The organism is Cupriavidus sp. CP313, assembly GCF_054072015.1.
The window spans coordinates 1-18,897 of sequence record NZ_JBSVZB010000035.1 but is presented as its reverse complement, the minus strand read 5'-3'; the positions used below and the strand labels follow the sequence as shown (position 1 = coordinate 18,897).

Sequence of the window (18,897 nt, the reverse complement as noted above, 5' to 3'; positions counted from 1 at the left end):
GAGAGCCGCTGCCGCCTTGCCATGGCCGGGCGGCAGCCTTTATCCTCGGCGCTTGGCTTCAAGACTTGCTGGACCCCAAACCATAACAATGGAGACCACCATGCAGTCAGAGCAGCAGCGCGCCCTGCGCAACACTATCCCCGACGCCATTGCCCGCGCCGTGCGGCGCAGCCCGGGCAAGACCGCGATCCGCTTCGGTGAACGGGCCTGGACCTACCGCCAGCTGGATGAGGCCGCGGCCCACGTGGCCGGCGCCCTGGCACAGTGGGGCCTGCGCCCCGGTGACCGCGTGGCCGCCTTCGGCAAGAACTCCGACGCCTATGTGCTGCTGTGGCTGGCTTGCCTGCGCAGCGGCCTGATCCATGTGCCGGTCAATTTCTCGATGACGCGCGCGGAGGCCGAGTACATCGTCACGCAATCGGGCGCCAGCGCAGTCTTTGCCGATCCGGCGCTGGCCGACCGCGTCGACGGCCTGCCCTGCAAGGTCAGCGGCACGCTGCACGGCGGCAAGGCGCGCGATATCCTGGTGGCCGCGGCCAACGGCCCCGTTTCACCGGTGTCCGAAGCGCTGACCGACAGCACGCCCGCGCAAATCCTGTACACCTCGGGCACCACCTCCGCGCCCAAGGGCGCCGTGTTGACCCACCGCGCGCTGCTCGCCGAATACGTCAGCACCATCGCCGCCTGCGATATCCGCGCATCGGACTACTCGCTGGCCGCGCTGCCGCTGTACCACTCGGCGCAGATGCATGTCTTCCTGATGCCGCTGCTGCTGTGCGGCGGCACCACGCTGATCGCCGACAGCCCCGAGGCCGGCTATTGCCTGCGCACCATCCATGCCGAGGGCATCACCAGCTTCTTCGCGCCGCCCACGGTGTGGATTGCGCTGCTGCGCCATGCGGATTTCGATCCGGCGCGGCTGGGCTCACTGACCAAGGCCTATTACGGGGCCTCGATCATGCCGGTGCCGGTGCTGCTGGAACTGCAGCAGAAGCTGCCGGCGCTGCGTTTCTACAACTGCTATGGCCAGAGCGAGATCGGGCCGCTGGCCACGGTGCTGGGACCCGACGAGCATGCCGAGCGCCCGGCGTCCGCCGGCCGGCCGGTGCTGAACGTCGAGACCCGCATCGTCGACGAGACCATGCAGGACGTGCCGCCTGGCGAGCTGGGCGAGATCGTGCATCGCTCGCCGCAACTGCTGACGGAATACTGGGACAAGCCCGAGCAGACCACCGAAGCCTTCACCGGCGGCTGGTTCCATTCCGGCGACCTCGGCTATATGGATGCCGAGGGCTACCTGTATGTGGTGGACCGGATCAAGGACGTGATCAATTCAGGCGGCGTGCTGGTATCGAGCCGTGAGGTGGAAGAGTGCCTGTACACCCACGGCGCGGTGGCCGAGGCAGCGGTGTTCGCGCTGCCGCACCCGAAGTGGGTCGAGGCGGTGGCCGCCTGCGTGGTGCGCAAGCGCGGCCATGAAGACGCCGCCGAGGAAGAGCTGATCGCCCATGCCCGCCAGGCGCTGGCGCCGTTCAAGGTGCCCAAGCGCATCGTGTTCGTCGCGGACCTGCCGCGCAACACGGCGGGCAAGCTGCTCAAGCGCCAGCTGCGCGAGGATTACGCGCAGCTGTTCGGCACGCAGGCCTAGTACGGCACGGCTACGCCGTTCTCGACCTTGACGCGATCGCCGATGCGCATCTGGTAGGCGTTGGACTGCGTCAGCGTCAGGTAGGCGTTGTCGCTGGTGCGCACGCGCACGCGGTAGGCTGCGGCCGAGGATCCGGTGCGCTTTTCGACCTCGTTGCCGGCCACCGCGCCTGCAACGGCGCCGCCGATGGTGGCCACGGTATTGCCGCGGCCGCCGCCGACCTGGTGGCCCAGCAGCCCGCCCACGATGCCGCCGACCACGGCGCCCGCGCCGCTGGTCGAAGGCGGCTGGCCGGGCACCACCTCGATCGCCTCGACCCAGCCGTAGCGCACGCCGTAGGCCTGGTTGCCGTAGTTGTTGCCGTAGCTGCCATCCGGATATGACTGTTGCGGATACGGCTGCTGGGGATAGGAAGACTGCGGGTATTCCTGCTGGGGATAGCCTTGCTGCGGGTAAGCCTGTTGCGGATACCCTTGCTGGGGATACCCCTGCGGGTAGCCCGATGCCTGCGGGTAGCCCTGCTGCGCCGGGTAGCCGCTGATGGTGGTGCTGCCGCCATAGCCGCTGCTGCCGTAGCCGCTGCTGCCATAGCTACCACCGTAGCTGCCGCCGTACCCTCCGCCATAGCCGTTGTCATAGCCATACGGCGTGGCACACCCGGCCAGCGCACCGGCGCCAAGCACCGCAAGCACAACCGAACGAAGGGGGATGGACATGTCAGGACTCCTGCGCGCTGCGCGTGTTGGGGAATGCGCGCGAGTCTAGGGCCGCCGGCGGCCAGCGGGTGTCACCGGAGCTTGTGATTGGTAACCGCCTGTAACCGGCCGTGGCGCCGGCGTGCCGGGGCTCAACCGCGCTCGGCGCCGTCGTCGTTGAACTGGGTGATGCGGGCCACGCGGAAAGCGCCGCGCAGCGATTCCAGCTCGGTCCGGTGCAGCATCGCCAGGCGGTTCAGGTAGCGCTCGCCCTTGGCCAGCAGGTGCACCTGCACCACGCGGCGGTCCTCGGGGTTGAGCCGGCGCTTGACCAGCCCCGCCGCCTCGCAGCGGTTGACCAGCGCCACCACGCCGTGCTGCTTGGCCTGCAGCCGTTCTGCCAGTTCGCCGATCGAGGCCCAGTCCTTATCGGCACAGCCGCGGATATGCAGCAGCAGCAGGTATTGCTGCACGGTCAGCCCCTCCTCGCGCGCCGCGTCTTCGGAAAACCGCAGGAAGCGCCGCAACTGGTAGCGGAAATCCGAGAGCGCCTCGAAGTCGGCCTGGGTAAGCGGTGTGGATTTCCGGGACGGGGCGGACTTGCTGGGCATAAGGTGGCGAAAAAGCGCAAAGGAGGATGAAAGCGCAGGAACAACGCGCAAGACCACGGGCGCGCGGCCGGTCCCGCAACCGGGGCGCACGCAATTATAGGGGCCGCGCACCGCGCCGCCAGCACAAACCTGTCCGCCAGCTCACGTGCCCGGCGCACAGTTGCATCGTGCCGGCGTCCGGCTATGGCAGAATCTGTGCGGTTGCAGACACCTTCACCCGTCACCGGAAAACGCACCGATGTTCTCGGAAATCGCTCTCTTCCTGCTGGATACCGTCTTCACCCTGTTCGGCATGGCGCTGTTGCTGCGCGTGTGGATGCAGCTCACGCGGCTGCCTACGCGCAATGCGGTCTCCCAGGGGGTGTTCCAGATCACCGACTGGCTGGTGCGCCCGCTGCGCCGGGTCATCCCCGGGTTGGGCGGCATCGACTGGGCCACGGTGGTGGGCGCATGGCTGACCGCGGTGGTGTTCCTGGTGCTGGTCGCGCTGCTCAGCGGCATCGACTTGCTGGGCTTCCTGCCGGCCATGCTGCTGACCGCCCTGCTCTATGTGCTGAAATGGGCGATCAGCCTGGTGATGTGGGTCACGCTGCTGATGGCGATCCTGTCGTGGGTCAACCCGCATTCGCCTGTCACCCCGGCCATCGACCACCTGACCGCGCCGGTGCTGCGCCCGATCCAGCGCGTGGTGCCGCGCCTGGGCGGCTTCGATGTTTCGCCGCTGGTGCTGTTCGTGATCGCGCAGATCCTGCTGATGGTGATCGCGCGGCTGGGCGCCGGCATCTTCGGCATGCGCTACTGACCCACCGGTGGCTCGGCACATTGTCCAGAGCCTTGGACAGTGTGTCGAGAATTGACCCTTTTTCTGCCCAGTGTGAAGTCCTACATTACAGGCACCGCGGCGCTTCCGCCACGCACCCTGCCTTAGAAGGACCACACACCATGAAGACCATCGCCCAACGCCGCAGCCTGACGCTTTCCCTGCTGTGCGCCGTCAGCCTGTCGTTTGCCGCGGCCGCTGCCCACGCCTCCGAACCCGTTTCCGACATCGCCCGCCTGGACGGCAGCATCGCCCACGCCGGCAAGGCCGATCCGTTCCTGGACGGCGCCAGGATCGGCCGGGCCGATCCGTACACCGATGGCGCCAGGCTGGGCAAGGCCGACCCGTTCACTGACGGCGCCAAGACCACCGACCGCCGCGACGCGTTCACCGACGGCGCCTGAGCCCCTGCCCCTTCCCTTGCCACGGCCCAGCCGTGGCGGCCCGCCAGCGCCCTCAACCCGCCGGGCGGGCCTCTCCTTCAGCATGCCCGCTCGCGGCTGCTTCCGCCCCCAGCCCCCCGTCCAGGCCCGCCTTGGGCTCCAGCTCGGACACCATCATCGATTCGATCGCTTCCATGAAGGCCCGCACCTTGCGCGGCTGCAGCCGCCGGTCCGGCAGCAGCGCGAACACGCGCAGCGGCGGCAACGGATAGTCAGGCAACACGCGCACCAGCCGCCCTTGCGCGATCTCGGCCTCGCAATAAATGACCGACAGCCGGGCAATGCCCAGCCCCGCCAGCGCGCCCTGCAGGCGCAGTTCGGCGTTGTGGGTCTGCATGCGCGGACGGATCGGAACGGACACGGTCTGGCCGTCGCGGCTGAATTCCCAGACGGTGTCGCCGGGCGTGGTCAGCGTCGGCATATTGGCCAGGTCTTCCGGGCGCAACTGCGCCGGCAGGTTGGCGGCCAGCGCCGGCGCGGCAAAGAGGCCGCGTTCGACGTGGTAGATGCGGCGCGCCACCGTGCCCGAGTCGGGCAGGTCGGTATCGACGACGACGAAGGCCACGTCAAACCCGTCGCGGATCGGGTCGACCAGGCCCTGGGTGATTTCCACGGCTACATCCAGCGCCGGATGCGCGGCCAGCGTGCGGCAGATCACGCCGCCCAGCTGCTGGGCGCCGAACTCATAGGGTGTGGCGATGCGCAGCACGCCCTGCACGCGTTCCTCGCGCGCCAGTGTTTCCTGGCGGATCTCGCGCAGGCGCGCAAACAACGGGGCGACATCGCGGTAGACCGCCTTGCCAGCATCGGTGAGCCGCATGCGCCGCGTGGTGCGCTCCAGCAGCTTGGCGCCGATGGCGGTTTCCAGCCGCGCCACCGCGGCCGAGACGCGCGACTTGGGGCAGTCCAGCTGCTCCGCCGCGGCCGTGAACGTCCCCTGCTCGACCACGCAGCAGAACGCCTCCCAATCATTCCATTGGATTGTTTCGTTCACCGGACAATGTTTCCCTGACAAGCTGTAGTTCCCGACGGCAGGCCTACATTATGCTTGAGCGATGCAACAAACGCCTGTCCCGGCTGGACCGGACGCCTCAGCCCCCGCAGTTCCAGCAGCCCTAGCCCCCGCCCCCACGCCCCAGCGCCCACGCATGCAACTCGCCAGTCACCCGGAAATGGGTCACTGGCGTCTTTCATTGTTCGGCCTGACGCTCGGGCTGGTGACCGGCATCGACTTCTCTTCCACGCTGATGATGGGCGTGGCCAGCCAGCATATCCAGGGCGGCGTCGGTGCCGCGCCGGAAGATTATCTGTACGCGATCTCGGCCTACGCCGCCACCGCGGTGCTGATGAACATGGTGCTGGACCAGGTCGCGCGCCGCACCACGTACAAGCGCTTCACCATCGGGTCGCTGCTGGTATTTATCCTGGGCTCGCTGATCTGCGCCGAGATTGCCAGCCCCACCGGGCTGATCACCGGCAAGGCGGTGCAGGGGCTGGGCGCCGGCGGCCTGTTCGCGGCCTCGCGCATCCTGGTGCAGCTGGTGTCGACGCCGGCCGAGCGCGGCCCGCTGATGCTGCGCTTCGGCGGCGGCGCGTTCTCGATGCTGGCCATCACGCCCTGGCTGACCAGCATCTTCCTGGACGATATCGGCTGGCGCGCGGTGTTCCTGTTCCAGGCCGGCATTGCCCTGCCGGTGCTGCTGTCGGTGGCGCTCACCTACCCGACCCGCGCGCCGCGCGACCCGCATCCGCCGGTATCGACACTGGACTGGCCCGCCGCCATCGCCGCCGCGCTGGGCGCGCTGGTGTTCCTGCACACCCTGCAGGAGATGCGCTATACGCGCTTCTTCAGCTCGCTGGAAATGCCGCTGGCCGCGCTGTGCGGGCTGGCACTGTTCGCCTTCAGCGGCTGGCGGCTGTCTCGCCATCCCGACCCATGGATCGACTTCTCGCGCCTGGCCGGGCGCCAGTACCTGTACGGGCTGGGCTTCTACACGCTGTACTACCTGCTCTCGTCGGCCTGGTCGTTCCTGCTGCCTTCGCTCACGCAGACCGGCCTGGGGCTGACCTTCCGCACCACCTGCATGCTGTTGTCGACCAGCGGCACGGTGTCGGCCATCGGCGCCATCGCCATCACGCTGGGCATGGCGCTGGTGTTCCGCAAGCGGCGCGTGATCGCCATCGGCTTTGTCGTCTACGCCTGCGCGGCGATGCTGCTGTCGCACCAGCTGATGCCGGGCGCGCCGGACTACGCGCTGGTGCCGGTAGTGCTGCTTGAAGGGCTGACGCCGGTGCTGCTGATGGTGCAGGTGGCGTCGATGACCTACCTGGAGGTGCCGGTCGAGGACTTCTCGCACGCCTACCAGTTCAAGAACGTGTGCAAGCAGATCGCCTCGGCAATGGGCACGGGGCTGGCCAGTGTGTTCATGCAGGACGGCCTGGCGCAGCACCGCACCCACCTGGTGGAGCACATCACGCGCTACAACCCGGTGCTGCAGGCGCCGGATGCGCTCTCGGCAACGAGTCTGGCCAGGATCACGCTGGAAGTCGACCGGCAGGCCACGCTGCTGGCCGGCATGGACATGCTGCACGGCTTTGCCGTGTTGTGCGTGGTGGCGGCGGTGTTCGTGCTGGCGCAGCGCAGCTTCCGGTAAGGAGCCCCCTCGCCGGGCGCCAGGCCATGTCCGGGGCCGGTACTGGCGCAATCCCGGCATTTCCTCTACCCTTTCGGCCTTTCCGTGCCAATCCGGCGAACCGCGCCGGGCTACGTAAATGGCCAGCCCCACCGATTCCCGCCAGAACCCGCCGCAAGCACCGCAGACCGCCGACAGCGCCGCCGCCACGCCCGAAAAGCCGAGCGACAGCTATGTGCAGTCCTTTGCACGCGGGCTGTCGGTCATCCGGGCCTTCAACGCGCAGCACCCGGCCCAGACGCTGACCGAGATCGCCCAGGCCAGCGGCCTGACGCGCGCCGGCGCGCGCCGCATCCTGCTGACGCTGGTGGGGTTGGGCTACGTGCAGGCCGACGGCCGCCTGTTCCGGCTGACGCCCAAGATCCTGGACCTGGGCTTCGCCTACCTGACCTCGATGCCGTTCTGGAACCTGGCCGAGCCGATCATGGAGACGCTGTCGCAGCAGGTGCATGAAAGCTGCTCGATCTCGGTGCTCGACGGCACCGAGATCGTCTACGTGCTGCGCGTGCCGGCGCGCAAGATCATGACCATCAACCTGTCGATCGGCAGCCGCCTGCCGGCCTATTGCTCGTCGATGGGGCGGGTGCTGCTGGCCGGCCTGGCCGAGCCCGAGCTCGACAGCGTGCTGCGCGCCACCGAACTGCGCGCGCGCACCGGCCGCACCGTCACCGACGTGGATGCGCTCAAGGCCATCGTCGCCGACATCCGCAAGCGCGGCTGGGCGCTCAACGACCAGGAGCTGGAAGAAGGGCTGGTGTCGCTGGCCGCGCCGATCCGCAACCGCGCCGGCCACACCATCGCCGCCATCAATATCAGCGGCCAGGCCAACCGCACCAGCGCGCAGGAGATGCTGGAGCGTTTCCTGCCACCGCTGCTTGAAGCTTCCGAGAAGATTTCCGGGCTGGTCGGGCTGCGCACCTGAGCGCAGCCGCCGGGATCAGACTGCCGCGGGCAGCTCCACGCTGCCGAACTCGGCCGAGCGCGTGCCATCCAGCGGCCGGTTGCTGGCCCCGAAATACGCAAACGCCACTGACAGCTTGACCGCGTTGGACGCATTGCGGCCGGCCGCATGGAACAGCCGGCTGTCGAAGAACAGCACGTCGCCGCGATGCAGCGCCAGCGGCTGCGCGGCATCCAGCAGGGGCTGGCTGGCCGGGTGGGCTTCGATCAGGAATTCGGCCGGGTCCAGCTGGCCCGGCTCCAGCTTCGCCTGGTGCGAACCCGGGATGACGCGCAGCACGCCGTTGCGCTCGTCCTCGTCGCCCAGCGCCAGCCACACCGTCACCAGTTCCGGCCGGGCAAACGACCAGTAGCGCGTATCGCGGTGCCAGCCAGTCTGGCTGCCATAGTGCGGATGCTTGGTCATCACGCAGTTGTGGTGCGCCAGCGTGATGCGGGCGGGCTCGCCCAGCAGCGCCTGCACCACCGCCACCAGCTTCGGGTCGCTGGCCCAATGACGGAAGACCTCGTCGCGCCCATAGGCCTGGCGCAGCCGCCTGACCGTGCCGCCGCCGGCGGCATCGCGCGCGGCCGGCGCGCCCGGATAGCCCAGGTCGGCCTCGAACTCCACCGGCGGCACCGCCGCGGCCAGGTGCTCACGCGTCACCGCCTCAAGCGCCGCGCACGCCGGCTCATCGGCAAAGCCGCGCAGGATCACGAAACCGTTGGCGTGGAAGGCCTGCACCAGGCGCGGCAACGCGCCGGCATCGGCAGACAGGACGGAGGAAGGCAGGTCGGCGGAGGGGTCCAGCGAGGTCATTGCAGCAGGCGCGGCACAGGCCGCGGAAAGAGGAATGGGAAGGGCCGCGGTGGCCCGACAGGCTCATGATGCCAGAACCGGCGCGATCTGGCGCAGGCGCTGCACCATAACCATGCAGGCAGCGCCGGGGCATCCACTGTCTCCGTACGGAAACAGACGGTGCCGCGTGCCGCCCGCGCCGCTACAATGCGCTGGTCTTCACCCGATATTCCCTGCATCCACCCGCCCTTTTTCACCTTTTGCGCCGAGGTCCAACGTGACAGCTCGCCCACGCATCGTCGCTTCGCTGGCCGAGGCCCAGGCCCAGTTGGGCCGCATCGTTCTTGGCAAGCCGCAGCAGGTGCGGCTGGCGCTGGCCTGCATGCTGGCACGCGGCCACCTGCTGCTGGAAGACGTGCCCGGCGTCGGCAAGACCACGCTGGCCCATGCGCTGGCGCGCACGCTCGGGCTGCAATACCAGCGCGTGCAGTTCACCAGCGACCTGCTGCCGGCCGACCTGATCGGGGTTTCCGTCTTTGTCCGCGACGCTGGCGAGTTCCGCTTCCATCGCGGCCCGGTGTTCGCGCAGGTGGTGCTGGCCGACGAGATCAACCGCGCGCCGCCCAAGACCCAGAGCGCGCTGCTGGAGGCCATGGCCGAGGGGCAGGTGACCCATGACGGCACCACCCACGCGCTGCCATCGCCGTTTTTCGTGATCGCCACGCAGAATCCGCTGGAGCAGATCGGCACGCATGCCTTGCCCGAATCGCAGCTGGACCGCTTCACCATGCGGCTGTCGCTCGGCTACCCTGACCCCGCCTTCGAGCGCGTGCTGTACCTGGGCGGCGCCAGCGCGCCGGAGCTGCCTCCGGTGATGGATGGCAGCCAGGTGCTGGCGCTGCAGGAGGCTGCCGCACAGGTGTACGCCAGCCCGGCGCTGGTGGACTACGTGCTGGCGCTGGTGCAGGCCACGCGCAGCCACGGCGGCTTTGCCGCGGGGCTGTCGCCGCGCGCGGGGCTGGCGCTGCTGGCCTGCGCGCGCGCCTGGGCCCTGCTGGCGCAGCGCAACATGGTGCTGCCGGAAGATGTGCAGGCGGTCTTCACCGCGGTGGCCGCGCACCGGCTGCTGCCCGCCGGCGCGGGCGGCCACGCTGCCGTTGCCGGCGAACTGGCCGCGCTGCAGGCCGGCGTGGCCATTCCCTGAAGCCCATGGCGGCGCGCAAAAGCGTGCTCCGCGGCGCGCCGGTCATGGCTCAACGCCGCACGGCGGGCCGGCACCCGACCGGCGGAACCGGCGGCACGCTGCTGCTGGATCGCCGCCACCTCTATATCCTGCCCACCCGCGGCGGCCTCGGCTTTGCGGTCGTGCTGGCGGCAATGCTGCTGACTTCGCTGAACTACAACATCAGCCTGGGCTTTGCGCTGACCTTCCTGCTGGCCGGCATCGGCATGGCCTGCATGTGGCTGGCCTACCGCAACCTGCTCGACCTCGCCGTGGCCGCGGGCCCGGTGGCGCCGGCCCATGCCGGGCAGGATGCCGTGTTCCAGCTGCGCATCGACAACCGCGATGCCGACGCGCGCATCGGCATCGAGGCGCGCGTGCCGACTCTGCCGAACGTGGCAACCGCCATGCTGACGCTCGATGGCAGCGCCAGCGGCATGCTCGCCCTGCACGTGCCAACCGCGCGCCGGGGCCGGCTGGTGCTGCCGCGCGTGGCGATCGCCAGCCGCTTTCCGTTCGGGCTGTTCCGGGTCTGGAGCTATGCAGACCTAGACATGTCAACGCTGGTCTATCCCGCCCCGGAGCCCGATGCCCCGCCGCCGCCTGCCGCATATCGGCCCGACGATGGCGATGGCGTGCACACGGCCGCGAGCGCGGCAAGCAGCGACGACGGCATCGACCAGCTGCGGCGCTACCGCAGCGGCGACCCGCTGCACCGCATCGCCTGGAAGCACAGCGCGCGCACCGGCCGCTGGCTCAGCCGCGCCGGCGATCCGCCGCAGCAACCGGCCCGCTGGCTGGACTGGCACGCACTCCCGGCCGGCATGGAGGCGGAAGCGCGGCTGTCGCGCCTGTGCGCGTGGCTGCTGGCCGCCGGTGACGATGCCGAGATCGGCCTGCGCCTGCCCGGCGTTGAACTGCCGCCGGCGCGCGGCGCCAGCCACCGGCGCGCCTGCCTGGAAGCGCTGGCGTTATGGCCGCAACGGCCTGCGGCTTACCGCGCCGGAGACCGGGTGTGAAATCCGTCGCGCGGCCGCTGCGGCATGAAGACCATGGACTGCTGCTGGGCCAGCTGGCGCTGGTGCTGGCGCCGCAGGCGCGCACGCTGCCGGTGGCGGTCAGCCTGCTGCTGGTGCTGCTGCTGGGCTGGCGCTGGCTGCTGTGGCGGCGGCGGGCGCCGCTGCCCTCGCGCTGGATGCTCGGCATCACCGCGGTAATGGTGCTGCTGGTGGCCAGCGCGCTGGTGTGGCAGGACGGCGGCGGCATGGGGCGCGAGCTCGCCGTGGCGCTGCTGGGCGCCTTTGTCATCCTCAAGCTGCTGGAATGCCGCGCGCTGTCGGACGCGACGCTGGTCACGCAGCTGTCGTTCTACCTGCTGCTGACGCTGTACCTGTCCGACCAGCCGTTCTGGCTGGCACTGTACAGCCTGGCGATCGGTGCCTGGGTGCTGCGCAACTGGCTGCTGCTGCACCACCCCGAGGCGCGCAGCCGGCTGGCGATCTGGCCGCTGCTGGGACGCATGGCGCTGCTGGGCCTGCCCTGGGCGCTGGCGCTGTTCGTGCTGTTCCCGCGGCTGGAGCACCCGCTGTGGCAGCTGCCGCAATCGGCGCCGCGCGGCACCACAGGCATCAGCGACACCATGCGGCCGGGCAGCGTCGGGCAACTGATCCGTTCGCCGGAAGTCGCCCTGCGTGCTGAAGTCGCCGGCCCGCCGCTGCCCGCGGCGGCGCTCTACTGGCGTGCGCTGGTGCTATGGGAATACGACGGCACCACCTGGCACCCGTCGCGGCAGCGCCGGCTGCAACTGGCGCCCGCCCCCGCCGCCGGCAACACGGATGGCATCGACGTCAGCATCACGCTCGAGCCCAGCCAGCAGCGCTGGCTGTTCGCGCTGGACCGCGGCCAGGCGCTGTCCGCCGGCGTGGACGCCGCCGCCACGCCCGACGGCGAATTCATGGTGCGCCGGCCGGTGGACCAGCGCATCCGCTACCGCACGCATTCCACGCTGTCCCCCGCGCCCGAAGCGCTGACACCCGCCACGCGCCGGCTGGCCCTGAGCCTGCCCGACGGCAATCCGCGCGCCCGCGCGCTGGCCGCCCAATGGGCCGACCGCCATGCCGATCCCGCCGCGCGCGTGCAGGCCGCGCTGCGGCTGTTCGCGGCGGCGCCCTTCGCCTATACGCTGAGCCCGCCGCCGCTGGGCAGCGAACAGGTCGACAGCTTTGTGTTCGACACCCGGCGCGGCTTCTGCGAGCACTACGCCAGCAGTTTCGTTTTCCTGATGCGCGCCGCCGGCGTGCCCGCACGCGTGGTCACGGGGTACCAGGGTGGCGAGTACAACCCCATCGGCAACCACTACGTGGTGCGCCAGTCCGATGCGCATGCCTGGGCCGAGGTCTGGCTCGACGGCCGCGGCTGGGTGCGCGTGGACCCGACCGGCGCCGTCGCGCCGAGCCGCATCGAGCAGGGACTGGATGCGGTGGTGGGCAGCGAAGCCGCGGACTGGCGGCCATCGCAGCAACCGGCATGGCTGAAGGACCTGCGCTGGGCTTATGAAGGCGTCGTCTACACCTGGCAACGCTGGGTGCTGCAGTACGACCATGCGCAGCAGCAGCGGCTGCTGCTGGCACTCGGCGCCGGCGTGGGCGCCGGGCAGTTGCTGGCCGGCGTGCTGGGCGCACTGTGCCTGCTGGCGCTGGTGCCGCTATGGCGGCGCCGCGGGCCGGCAGACCCCGTCGATGCGGCCTATGCCCGCTTCTGCGCCCTGCTGGCCCGCCACGGCTGCGAGCGCGCCCAAGCCGAAGGACCGCAAGACTTCGCCGCGCGCGCCAGCGCTCGGCTGCCGCGCGCGGCCGACGCGATCGCTGCCGTCAGCGCCGCCTATGTCGGCTTGCGCTACGGCAACCTGCCGGCCGCGCGCCATGCGCAGGCGCTGGCAGCGATGCGGGCAGGCATCCGCCAGATCGCCGCGGCGTTGCGGCATTAAGCCCCCGCCAGCCAAGCCGGCCGGCACGCCCTGTCGGGATTAGCTTCGTTTGATATAATTACATCTGTAACTATATCGAATGTAACCGATTCGCCGCTCGCGTGGATCGCAACGCCTCCCGCCATGTCTTTCGAACAACGCATCGACCGCTTCTGCGCCAGCCATCCCGAGGCCCCGCGCGACCTGATCCTGGCCTCCAGGCTGCTGCTTCGCACCGCGCGCCTGCTGCGCGGCCATATCGACCAGGCGCTGGCCCCGTTCGAACTGGACATGAGCCAGTACCTGCTCCTGAGCATGCTTGCCGTCGACGAAAGCCAGCCCAGCATGCCGTCTGAGCTAGGCACCACGCTGGACGCCACGCGCACGCAGATGACGCGGCTGCTGGACGGCCTGGAAGCGCGCGGGCTGCTGCGCCGGCGGGCGTCGGCCAGCGACCGGCGCAGCCTGGAGCTGACCCTGACCCCGGCCGGCCGCCGGCTGCTGGAGCGCGCGGCGCCGGCGGTGCATGCCGCCTACGGCGAGGCCTGGGCGCCGCTCGGCGCAGGCGGCCTGGCCGGCGCCACGCGTGCACTGACCCAGTTGCACCAGACCCTGGAGGCGCTGCAGCCATGAATCCCGGCTCACCCTGGCAGCCGCTGCGGCGATTGCGCGTCAGCATGCGGTGGCTGCGCTGGCTAAGCCACCGGCAGCGCCAGACCCTGCTGATGATGCTGCTGGCACTGGCCACCGGCGTGGAGTTCCTCGAGAACATCATGTTCGTGTTTGCCTCCAGCCATATCGTCGGCGGCCTCGACGCCGACCCGCGCAGCTTCGCGCTGGTGCAGGCGGCCTACGCGGTGGGCAGCATGCTGATGATCCTGAAGCAGCAATGGCTGTCGCGCCGGTTCGGCTACCGCTACTACCTGACGGGGGCGCTGCTGCTGTTCATGGCGGGCACGGTCGTGGCCGCGACCAGCCATGCGCTGCTGCAGATGGTGGTGGCGCGCTTTTTCCAGGGCGTGGGCGGCGGTGCGCTGTTCACCAGTTGCCGCATCCTGGTCAACGTGTTGTTCGGCCCGACGTCGCGCCCGCGCGCCACCCGCATTTTCATGATCGGCATCTTCTCGGCGTCGGCGCTGGGCCCGGCTTTTGCCGCCGAGCTGATCGACCATGGCGTATGGCAGGACGTGTTCTACGGCGTGCTGCCGTTCGCCGCGCTGGCCACGCTGGGTGCCTGGCTGCTGCTGCCGGATGCAGAGCCGCGCGCCGATACCGGCGGCCCCGCGCTCGGGCCGCTGCTGCTGTTCGGCGCCGCCATCGTGACCTTGCAGGCGGCGCTGACCGAGGCGCGCTTCGACGTGTTCTCGCACCCGCTGCGGCTCGCGCTGGTGGCTGCCGCGGGCCTGGCGCTGCTGGCCGTGTTCCTGTGGCACCAGTGGCACCACAGCGAACCGGTGCTGCACCTGCGCGCACTGCGCCACCCGGTGTACCTGACCGGCCTGGCGATGTACTTCGTGTACTACGTGATCAGCAACCTGAGCGGCTACCTGTTCCCGATCTACGCCGAGCAGGCACTGAAGATCCCGCTGGCCACCACCGGCTGGCTCAACACCTTTGCCGCGCTGGTCAGCCTGGCCGGCATCTTCGTCTACCTGCAGGTGGCGCCGCGCCTGACGCGCAAGAAGCCGCTGATGGTCGCCGGCCTGGTGCTGATGGCCGCCACGGCATGGTGGTTCTCGCAGATGCCGCCCGACGCCGGCCCGCCGGCGCTGGCATGGGGGCTGGTCGGCAAGGGGCTGTTCGGCGTGCTGGTGATCATCCCCATTGCCGGGCTGACGTTCCGGGCGCTGGGTCCCGATGAATTCGCCCATGGCTACCGCAGCAAGAACCTGATGCGGCAGGTCGCCAGCTCCTTTGCCTCGGCGCTGGGTGCGGTGCTGCTGCAGAACCGCCAGTTCGCGGTGCACGACAGCCTGCTGCACGCGGTGGGCCAGCGCCCGGCCGAGACCGAACACTGGATGGCTGCCATGCAGGCGGCATTGGCCGCGCGCGGCTTCGATGCGGCGCAGGCCCACCTGGGCGCGCTCGCGCAACTGAGCGGACTGATCGAGCAGCAGGCCAGGCTGATTGCCTGCGAGGATATCTATCGGCTGATTGCCGTGCTGGCGCTGGGCGCGGCGGCGTACATGCTGCTGCAGCGGCGGCTGGCCTGAAGCCTGCGCGAGCGGCTATGCGCAAGCTGTGCGACGACTGGAACTACTGCGGGACAGACGCGGAATTTTGGGGAGAAGCGAAGGCACCGCGCACGAGGCGATGGCGCGGACGGGTCGCAGTGCCGGCGGATGCGGCAGCGGCAAAGTACCTGCTCAGAACAGCGACAGCTGGCGCATGCCGAAACCGATGGTCTCTTCCACGCGCGCACGGGCGTGGGCCAGCGAGCCTTCTGCGCCAGAGTAATTGCCGGCGGCCCAGTGGTAGACCACGGGGAGGTCGCCGCGCTCGGACAGGCGCACTTCGCCAAGCTTGTCACCGCGTTCGTTGCGGTAGAAGTGTGAGCGGTAGCCGCGCTCCCAGTGGGGGGCGACAACCTTCTTGCGCCGCCGGGGCTTCGGCGCGGAGCCGGCGGTGGACGTCGTGGACGTCAGTCGCCGCGCTCTATCGGTACCCGGCGTGATGGCGCGGGTGAAATCCAACTGCATAGACTTCCTCTTTGTCGATTCAGCAGAACCAGGGTCGGCGGGGGCTGCCGCCGCATGCTTCGTGCATCGCAGTCGAGATAATACCTGCTGGCGCGCTTTCTGTAAGCAGTTCGTTGCGCTGAATCCCGCCTCCGGCAAGGCTTAGCGGGCCGTATACCCCCTTCGTATACGTGTCGGTATACGTCGGGGTATACGGCCCGCGCGGGCAGCAAAGCCTTGCCAGTTAACGGCTTGCGGGCAGTCTGGCGTGCCCGCGGCAATTAGCCCAGGTCGAGCGGAATGAAGATGCGCGCATCGTCGCGCTGCACCAGCAGTGCCACCTGCTTGCCCGATTTCGATACCAGCGACTTGAGCTGCTCGGCCGAGCTGATGGGCGTGCCGTTGAGCGACAGGATCACGTCGCCCGGCTGGATGCCGACGCGCGCGGCGGGACCGGCCACGTCCTCCACCACCAGGCCGCCGTCGATGCCGCTGTCACGCTTCTCCGCCGGCGTGAGCGGGCGCACTGCCAGCCCCAGCCGGCCACCGGCCTCGCTGCCGCCGCCCTTCTGTGCGACGGCACGGTCCTTGGCCGTGCCCACCGTCACCGACAGCGTCATCGGCTGGCCCTTGCGGATGATCTTCAGCGAGGTCTGCGTGCCCGGCTTGATATCGGCCACATGCTCGGGCAAGTCGCCCGAATGGTCGATCACGTCATTGTCCAGCTGCATGATGACGTCGCCGGGCTTCAGGCCAGCGCGCGCGGCCGGGCTGTCGGGCTCGACCGAGTTGACCAGCGCACCGGTAGGCTTGGGCAGTCCGAACGATTGCGCCAGCGCCTGGTTCACCTCCTGTACGCTGATGCCGAGGCGCCCGCGCGTGACCTTGCCATGTGCCACCAGCTGCTGCTGCACCTTGGTGGCCACGTCGATCGGGATCGCGAACGACAGGCCCTGGTAGCCGCCGGTCTGGCTGTAGATCTGCGCGTTGATGCCGACCACCTCGCCGCGCTGGTTGAACAGCGGCCCGCCCGAGTTACCGGGATTGACGGCAACATCGGTCTGGATGAACGGCACATAGGTATCGTCCGGCAGCGATCGCGACTTGGCGCTGACGATGCCCGCGGTCACGGTGTTCTCGAAGCCGTAGGGAGAACCGATCGCGAGCACCGGCTCGCCCACGCGCACCCGCGAAGGATCGCCCAGGCGCACGGCCGGCAGGTTCCTGGCGTCGATGCGGATCACGGCCACGTCGGTCTGAGGATCGCTGCCGAGTACCTTGGCCTTGAACTCGCGGCGGTCGGTCAGCTTGACGGTGACCTCCTGTGCGCCGTCGACGACGTGCGCATTGGTCAGGATCAGCCCGTCCGGGCTCACGATAAAGCCCGAGCCCAGTCCGCGCACCAGTTGCTGCTGGCCGCCCTGCGGACCCTGGAACTGCGGCCCGAAACGCTTGAAGAACTGGAACAGCGGATCGTCCGGATCGATGCCCGGCGGCATCTGCGCCGCGGTGCGCTGGGCGCGCGCGGTGACGCTGATATTGACCACGGCGGGCCCGTACTGTGCCACGATGCCGGAGAAATCCGTCGGCGTGGCCACGGCGGCCGCCGGCTGCGCAGGCGCGGCGGCTGGCGCTGGTGCCGCGTACCCCGGCGTGATGACTTCCTTCTGCAGATAGGCATAGCCGCCGCCAAGGGCGGCAAGGGCCGCGATACCAACGGCCGTGCGAGCAATGGTCTGGCGCATCATGTGTGGTTCCTTTCCTTGAGCATCAGGCGTCGGCACTTTGCGACGCGACACGGTCATGCTAGCGACCCAGACTTAAAACAGACTTAAGGTTCAGCACTGGCCATGCATGGGCGTATCGAGCACATTTTGGGAAAATGTAAATTTATCTTGCGTACAATCTAATTGCGTCTAATATATCGCCATGGAACGCGACAATGACTCCTCCCCAGACTGGCTGTTGCTGGATCGCCAGCTGTGCTTTGCGCTGTATTCGAGCTCACTGGCCATGACCAAGTTGTACAAGCCACTCTTAAGTGAGCTTGGACTTACTTATCCGCAATATCTCGTGATGCTGGTGTTGTGGGAGACGGAAACGCTGACAGTCTCGGAACTCGGCGCCCGGCTGGCGCTGGACTCGGGGACGCTGACGCCGCTGTTGAAGCGGCTGGAGACGGCGCGGCTGGTCACTCGCACACGTGACGCAGCCGACGAACGGCGGGTGCTGGTCAGCCTGACTGACTCCGGCCGCGCGTTGCGCCAGCGTGCTGCTCGTATTCCTGAACAGATGTTGTGCGCCACGCAGTGCCCGGTAGAAGAGATCCAGGCCCTGACGCAGCGCCTGCATGCACTGCGGTCGACGCTTGAACAAGCGCGGACCGATTCCAGCCTGCCGGCCTGACGGCAAGCGTTGATACGCCCTCTCGGGCAACAAACCGGAGCCTTAGATGAAACTCGAAAAAGTCGTTTATACCGCCCATGCCACCGCCACTGGCGGCCGTGATGGCCGTGCCACCACGTCCGATGGCCAGCTCGACGCCAAACTGGCCGTGCCCAAGGAAATGGGTGGCGCCGGCAACGGCCTGAATCCGGAACAGCTCTTTGCTGCCGGCTATTCGGCCTGCTTCCTGGGCGCCATGCGCTACGTGGCCGGCCAGCAGAAGATCACCGTGCCCGCCGATGCCACGATCGAGGGCGCGGTCGGCATCGGCCCGATCCCGCAAGGCTTCGGCATCCAGGTCGAACTGAAGATCTCGCTGCCGGGCTTCGAGCGCGAGGCTGCCGAAAAGCTGGTCGAACAGGCGCACCAGGTGTGCCCCTACTCGAACGCAACGCGCGGCAATATCGACGTGACGCTGACTGTGGTCTGATCCTGCAGACATGGAAAAGGCCGGTATCGCGAAAGCGATACCGGCCTTTTTTATTTTGTCGCGCTGCCGGCTACTGATCCGGCTCGGCTGCCGGCAGTTGCGCGCAAAATGCGCGCTTCTGCGTCGAACTCAAGCGCTTGATCTCGATTTCCGCCCTCAACGCTTCGGATTTCGTCTCGAAGCGCAATTGGCCCAGGACGCGTATGGGCTTGCGCGATCGCGTATATTTGGCGCCTTTTCCGGACAGATGCTCGGCGAAGCGGCGGGCAACATCGGTCGTGATTCCGGTGTAGATGGAATCACCCGTGCATTCGAGCAGATAGAGATACCAGGCGCTGTCAGCCGACATGGAAGGGTAATGGGGGATTCAGCGCTAATGGTATTACGCCGGAGCGGCGGCGGCGAGCCATTGCATTTTCGCCGCGCCAAAGCAAAAACCCCCAGCCTTTTGGGGCTGGGGGTTCTGCGGTATAAGAGCCTGGCGATGACCTACTTTCACACGGGTATCC

19 protein-coding genes are annotated in these 18,897 nt (G+C 68.7%); 12 read left to right on the top strand and 7 right to left on the bottom strand.

Going from position 1 to position 18,897, the window contains the following annotated elements; genetic code table 11:
• Positions 1-100: 100 nt before the first annotated feature.
• Complete coding sequence (locus ACW4E8_RS33370) at positions 101-1,648, top strand: acyl-CoA synthetase (protein ID WP_456808412.1); 1,548 nt, start codon at positions 101-103, stop codon at positions 1,646-1,648.
• Here ACW4E8_RS33370 and ACW4E8_RS33365 read toward each other — a convergent pair.
• Together ACW4E8_RS33365 and ACW4E8_RS33360 are read right to left on the bottom strand one after the other, a co-directional pair.
• On the bottom strand, positions 1,645-2,364 hold the full coding sequence (locus ACW4E8_RS33365; protein WP_456808411.1) for a glycine zipper 2TM domain-containing protein: 720 nt from the start codon (positions 2,362-2,364) through the stop codon (positions 1,645-1,647). The two genes, ACW4E8_RS33370 and ACW4E8_RS33365, sit on opposite strands and share 4 nt — an antisense overlap.
• A 131-nt stretch (positions 2,365-2,495) precedes the next feature.
• A complete protein-coding gene (locus ACW4E8_RS33360; RefSeq protein WP_456808410.1) occupies positions 2,496-2,954 on the bottom strand; it encodes a MarR family winged helix-turn-helix transcriptional regulator in 459 nt (152 codons plus the stop codon).
• A gap of 238 nt (positions 2,955-3,192) precedes the next feature.
• On the opposite strand from ACW4E8_RS33360, the gene ACW4E8_RS33355 reads away from it, so the two are divergent.
• A complete protein-coding gene (locus tag ACW4E8_RS33355) occupies positions 3,193-3,756 on the top strand; it encodes a YggT family protein (RefSeq protein WP_456808409.1) in 564 nt (187 codons plus the stop codon).
• 140 nt (positions 3,757-3,896) lie between these two features.
• Entirely contained in the window at positions 3,897-4,178 is a 282-nt protein-coding gene (locus ACW4E8_RS33350; RefSeq protein WP_456808408.1) for a hypothetical protein, read from the top strand.
• A 52-nt stretch (positions 4,179-4,230) separates the two neighbouring features.
• Here the strand turns inward: ACW4E8_RS33350 and ACW4E8_RS33345 are convergent, their stop codons facing one another.
• Positions 4,231-5,211: a LysR family transcriptional regulator gene (locus ACW4E8_RS33345; protein ID WP_456808407.1), complete on the bottom strand. Its 981-nt coding sequence runs from the start codon at positions 5,209-5,211 to the stop codon at positions 4,231-4,233.
• Positions 5,212-5,272: 61 nt separating this feature from the next.
• On the opposite strand from ACW4E8_RS33345, the gene ACW4E8_RS33340 reads away from it, so the two are divergent.
• Both ACW4E8_RS33340 and ACW4E8_RS33335 read left to right on the top strand, forming a co-directional pair.
• On the top strand, positions 5,273-6,871 hold the full coding sequence (locus ACW4E8_RS33340; protein WP_456808406.1) for an MFS transporter: 1,599 nt from the start codon (positions 5,273-5,275) through the stop codon (positions 6,869-6,871).
• A gap of 118 nt (positions 6,872-6,989) precedes the next feature.
• The gene (locus ACW4E8_RS33335) at positions 6,990-7,832 is read left to right on the top strand and encodes an IclR family transcriptional regulator (protein ID WP_035816775.1); all 843 of its coding nucleotides are present in this window, start codon (positions 6,990-6,992) and stop codon (positions 7,830-7,832) included.
• 15 nt (positions 7,833-7,847) lie between these two features.
• Here the strand turns inward: ACW4E8_RS33335 and ACW4E8_RS33330 are convergent, their stop codons facing one another.
• The gene (locus ACW4E8_RS33330; protein ID WP_456808405.1) at positions 7,848-8,669 is read right to left on the bottom strand and encodes a phytanoyl-CoA dioxygenase family protein; all 822 of its coding nucleotides are present in this window, start codon (positions 8,667-8,669) and stop codon (positions 7,848-7,850) included.
• A 256-nt stretch (positions 8,670-8,925) separates the two neighbouring features.
• On the opposite strand from ACW4E8_RS33330, the gene ACW4E8_RS33325 reads away from it, so the two are divergent.
• From ACW4E8_RS33325 to ACW4E8_RS33305, 5 genes are all read left to right on the top strand, one after another.
• On the top strand, positions 8,926-9,852 hold the full coding sequence (locus tag ACW4E8_RS33325; protein WP_058698583.1) for an AAA family ATPase: 927 nt from the start codon (positions 8,926-8,928) through the stop codon (positions 9,850-9,852).
• 5 nt (positions 9,853-9,857) lie between these two features.
• Positions 9,858-10,889, top strand: coding sequence for a DUF58 domain-containing protein (locus tag ACW4E8_RS33320; RefSeq protein WP_456808404.1), 1,032 nt, complete (start codon positions 9,858-9,860; stop codon positions 10,887-10,889).
• Entirely contained in the window at positions 10,886-12,856 is a 1,971-nt protein-coding gene (locus ACW4E8_RS33315) for a transglutaminase TgpA family protein (RefSeq protein ID WP_456808403.1), read from the top strand. The genes ACW4E8_RS33320 and ACW4E8_RS33315 overlap by 4 nt, the downstream gene beginning before the upstream one ends.
• A gap of 123 nt (positions 12,857-12,979) precedes the next feature.
• On the top strand, positions 12,980-13,468 hold the full coding sequence (locus ACW4E8_RS33310) for a MarR family winged helix-turn-helix transcriptional regulator (protein ID WP_456808402.1): 489 nt from the start codon (positions 12,980-12,982) through the stop codon (positions 13,466-13,468).
• Complete coding sequence (locus ACW4E8_RS33305; RefSeq protein WP_456808401.1) at positions 13,465-15,048, top strand: MFS transporter; 1,584 nt, start codon at positions 13,465-13,467, stop codon at positions 15,046-15,048. Before ACW4E8_RS33310 ends, ACW4E8_RS33305 begins: the two co-directional genes overlap by 4 nt.
• 153 nt (positions 15,049-15,201) lie before the next feature.
• Here ACW4E8_RS33305 and ACW4E8_RS33300 read toward each other — a convergent pair whose 3' ends face one another.
• Entirely contained in the window at positions 15,202-15,534 is a 333-nt protein-coding gene (locus ACW4E8_RS33300; RefSeq protein ID WP_456808400.1) for a hypothetical protein, read from the bottom strand.
• A 260-nt stretch (positions 15,535-15,794) separates the two neighbouring features.
• Positions 15,795-17,261 (bottom strand): DegQ family serine endoprotease, encoded by a 1,467-nt coding sequence (locus tag ACW4E8_RS33295; RefSeq protein ID WP_456808399.1) that lies wholly within the window; start codon positions 17,259-17,261, stop codon positions 15,795-15,797.
• Between the two features lie 181 nt (positions 17,262-17,442).
• Between ACW4E8_RS33295 and ACW4E8_RS33290 the strand changes: the two genes are divergently transcribed.
• Positions 17,443-17,919, top strand: coding sequence for a MarR family winged helix-turn-helix transcriptional regulator (locus ACW4E8_RS33290; protein ID WP_456808398.1), 477 nt, complete (start codon positions 17,443-17,445; stop codon positions 17,917-17,919).
• A 46-nt stretch (positions 17,920-17,965) separates the two neighbouring features.
• Complete coding sequence (locus tag ACW4E8_RS33285) at positions 17,966-18,388, top strand: organic hydroperoxide resistance protein (protein ID WP_010809789.1); 423 nt, start codon at positions 17,966-17,968, stop codon at positions 18,386-18,388.
• 70 nt (positions 18,389-18,458) lie between these two features.
• On the opposite strand, the gene ACW4E8_RS33280 is transcribed toward ACW4E8_RS33285, so the two are convergent.
• Positions 18,459-18,737: a GIY-YIG nuclease family protein gene (locus tag ACW4E8_RS33280; RefSeq protein ID WP_456808397.1), complete on the bottom strand. Its 279-nt coding sequence runs from the start codon at positions 18,735-18,737 to the stop codon at positions 18,459-18,461.
• Positions 18,738-18,897: the final 160 nt, after the last annotated feature.

Bases quoted from the DNA above. Each gene is read 5' to 3' on its own strand.
- ACW4E8_RS33370 (WP_456808412.1), top strand. From the start codon at position 101: ATGCAGTCAGAGCAGCAGCGCGCCCTGCGCAACACTATCCCCGACGCC.
- ACW4E8_RS33365 (WP_456808411.1), bottom strand. From the start codon at position 2,364: ATGTCCATCCCCCTTCGTTCGGTTGTGCTTGCGGTGCTTGGCGCCGGT.
- ACW4E8_RS33360 (WP_456808410.1), bottom strand. From the start codon at position 2,954: ATGCCCAGCAAGTCCGCCCCGTCCCGGAAATCCACACCGCTTACCCAG.
- ACW4E8_RS33355 (WP_456808409.1), top strand. From the start codon at position 3,193: ATGTTCTCGGAAATCGCTCTCTTCCTGCTGGATACCGTCTTCACCCTG.
- ACW4E8_RS33350 (WP_456808408.1), top strand. From the start codon at position 3,897: ATGAAGACCATCGCCCAACGCCGCAGCCTGACGCTTTCCCTGCTGTGC.
- ACW4E8_RS33340 (WP_456808406.1), top strand. From the start codon at position 5,273: ATGCAACAAACGCCTGTCCCGGCTGGACCGGACGCCTCAGCCCCCGCA.
- ACW4E8_RS33335 (WP_035816775.1), top strand. From the start codon at position 6,990: ATGGCCAGCCCCACCGATTCCCGCCAGAACCCGCCGCAAGCACCGCAG.
- ACW4E8_RS33330 (WP_456808405.1), bottom strand. From the start codon at position 8,669: ATGACCTCGCTGGACCCCTCCGCCGACCTGCCTTCCTCCGTCCTGTCT.
- ACW4E8_RS33320 (WP_456808404.1), top strand. From the start codon at position 9,858: ATGGCGGCGCGCAAAAGCGTGCTCCGCGGCGCGCCGGTCATGGCTCAA.
- ACW4E8_RS33310 (WP_456808402.1), top strand. From the start codon at position 12,980: ATGTCTTTCGAACAACGCATCGACCGCTTCTGCGCCAGCCATCCCGAG.
- ACW4E8_RS33305 (WP_456808401.1), top strand. From the start codon at position 13,465: ATGAATCCCGGCTCACCCTGGCAGCCGCTGCGGCGATTGCGCGTCAGC.
- ACW4E8_RS33300 (WP_456808400.1), bottom strand. From the start codon at position 15,534: ATGCAGTTGGATTTCACCCGCGCCATCACGCCGGGTACCGATAGAGCG.
- ACW4E8_RS33295 (WP_456808399.1), bottom strand. From the start codon at position 17,261: ATGATGCGCCAGACCATTGCTCGCACGGCCGTTGGTATCGCGGCCCTT.
- ACW4E8_RS33290 (WP_456808398.1), top strand. From the start codon at position 17,443: ATGGAACGCGACAATGACTCCTCCCCAGACTGGCTGTTGCTGGATCGC.
- ACW4E8_RS33285 (WP_010809789.1), top strand. From the start codon at position 17,966: ATGAAACTCGAAAAAGTCGTTTATACCGCCCATGCCACCGCCACTGGC.
- ACW4E8_RS33280 (WP_456808397.1), bottom strand. From the start codon at position 18,737: ATGTCGGCTGACAGCGCCTGGTATCTCTATCTGCTCGAATGCACGGGT.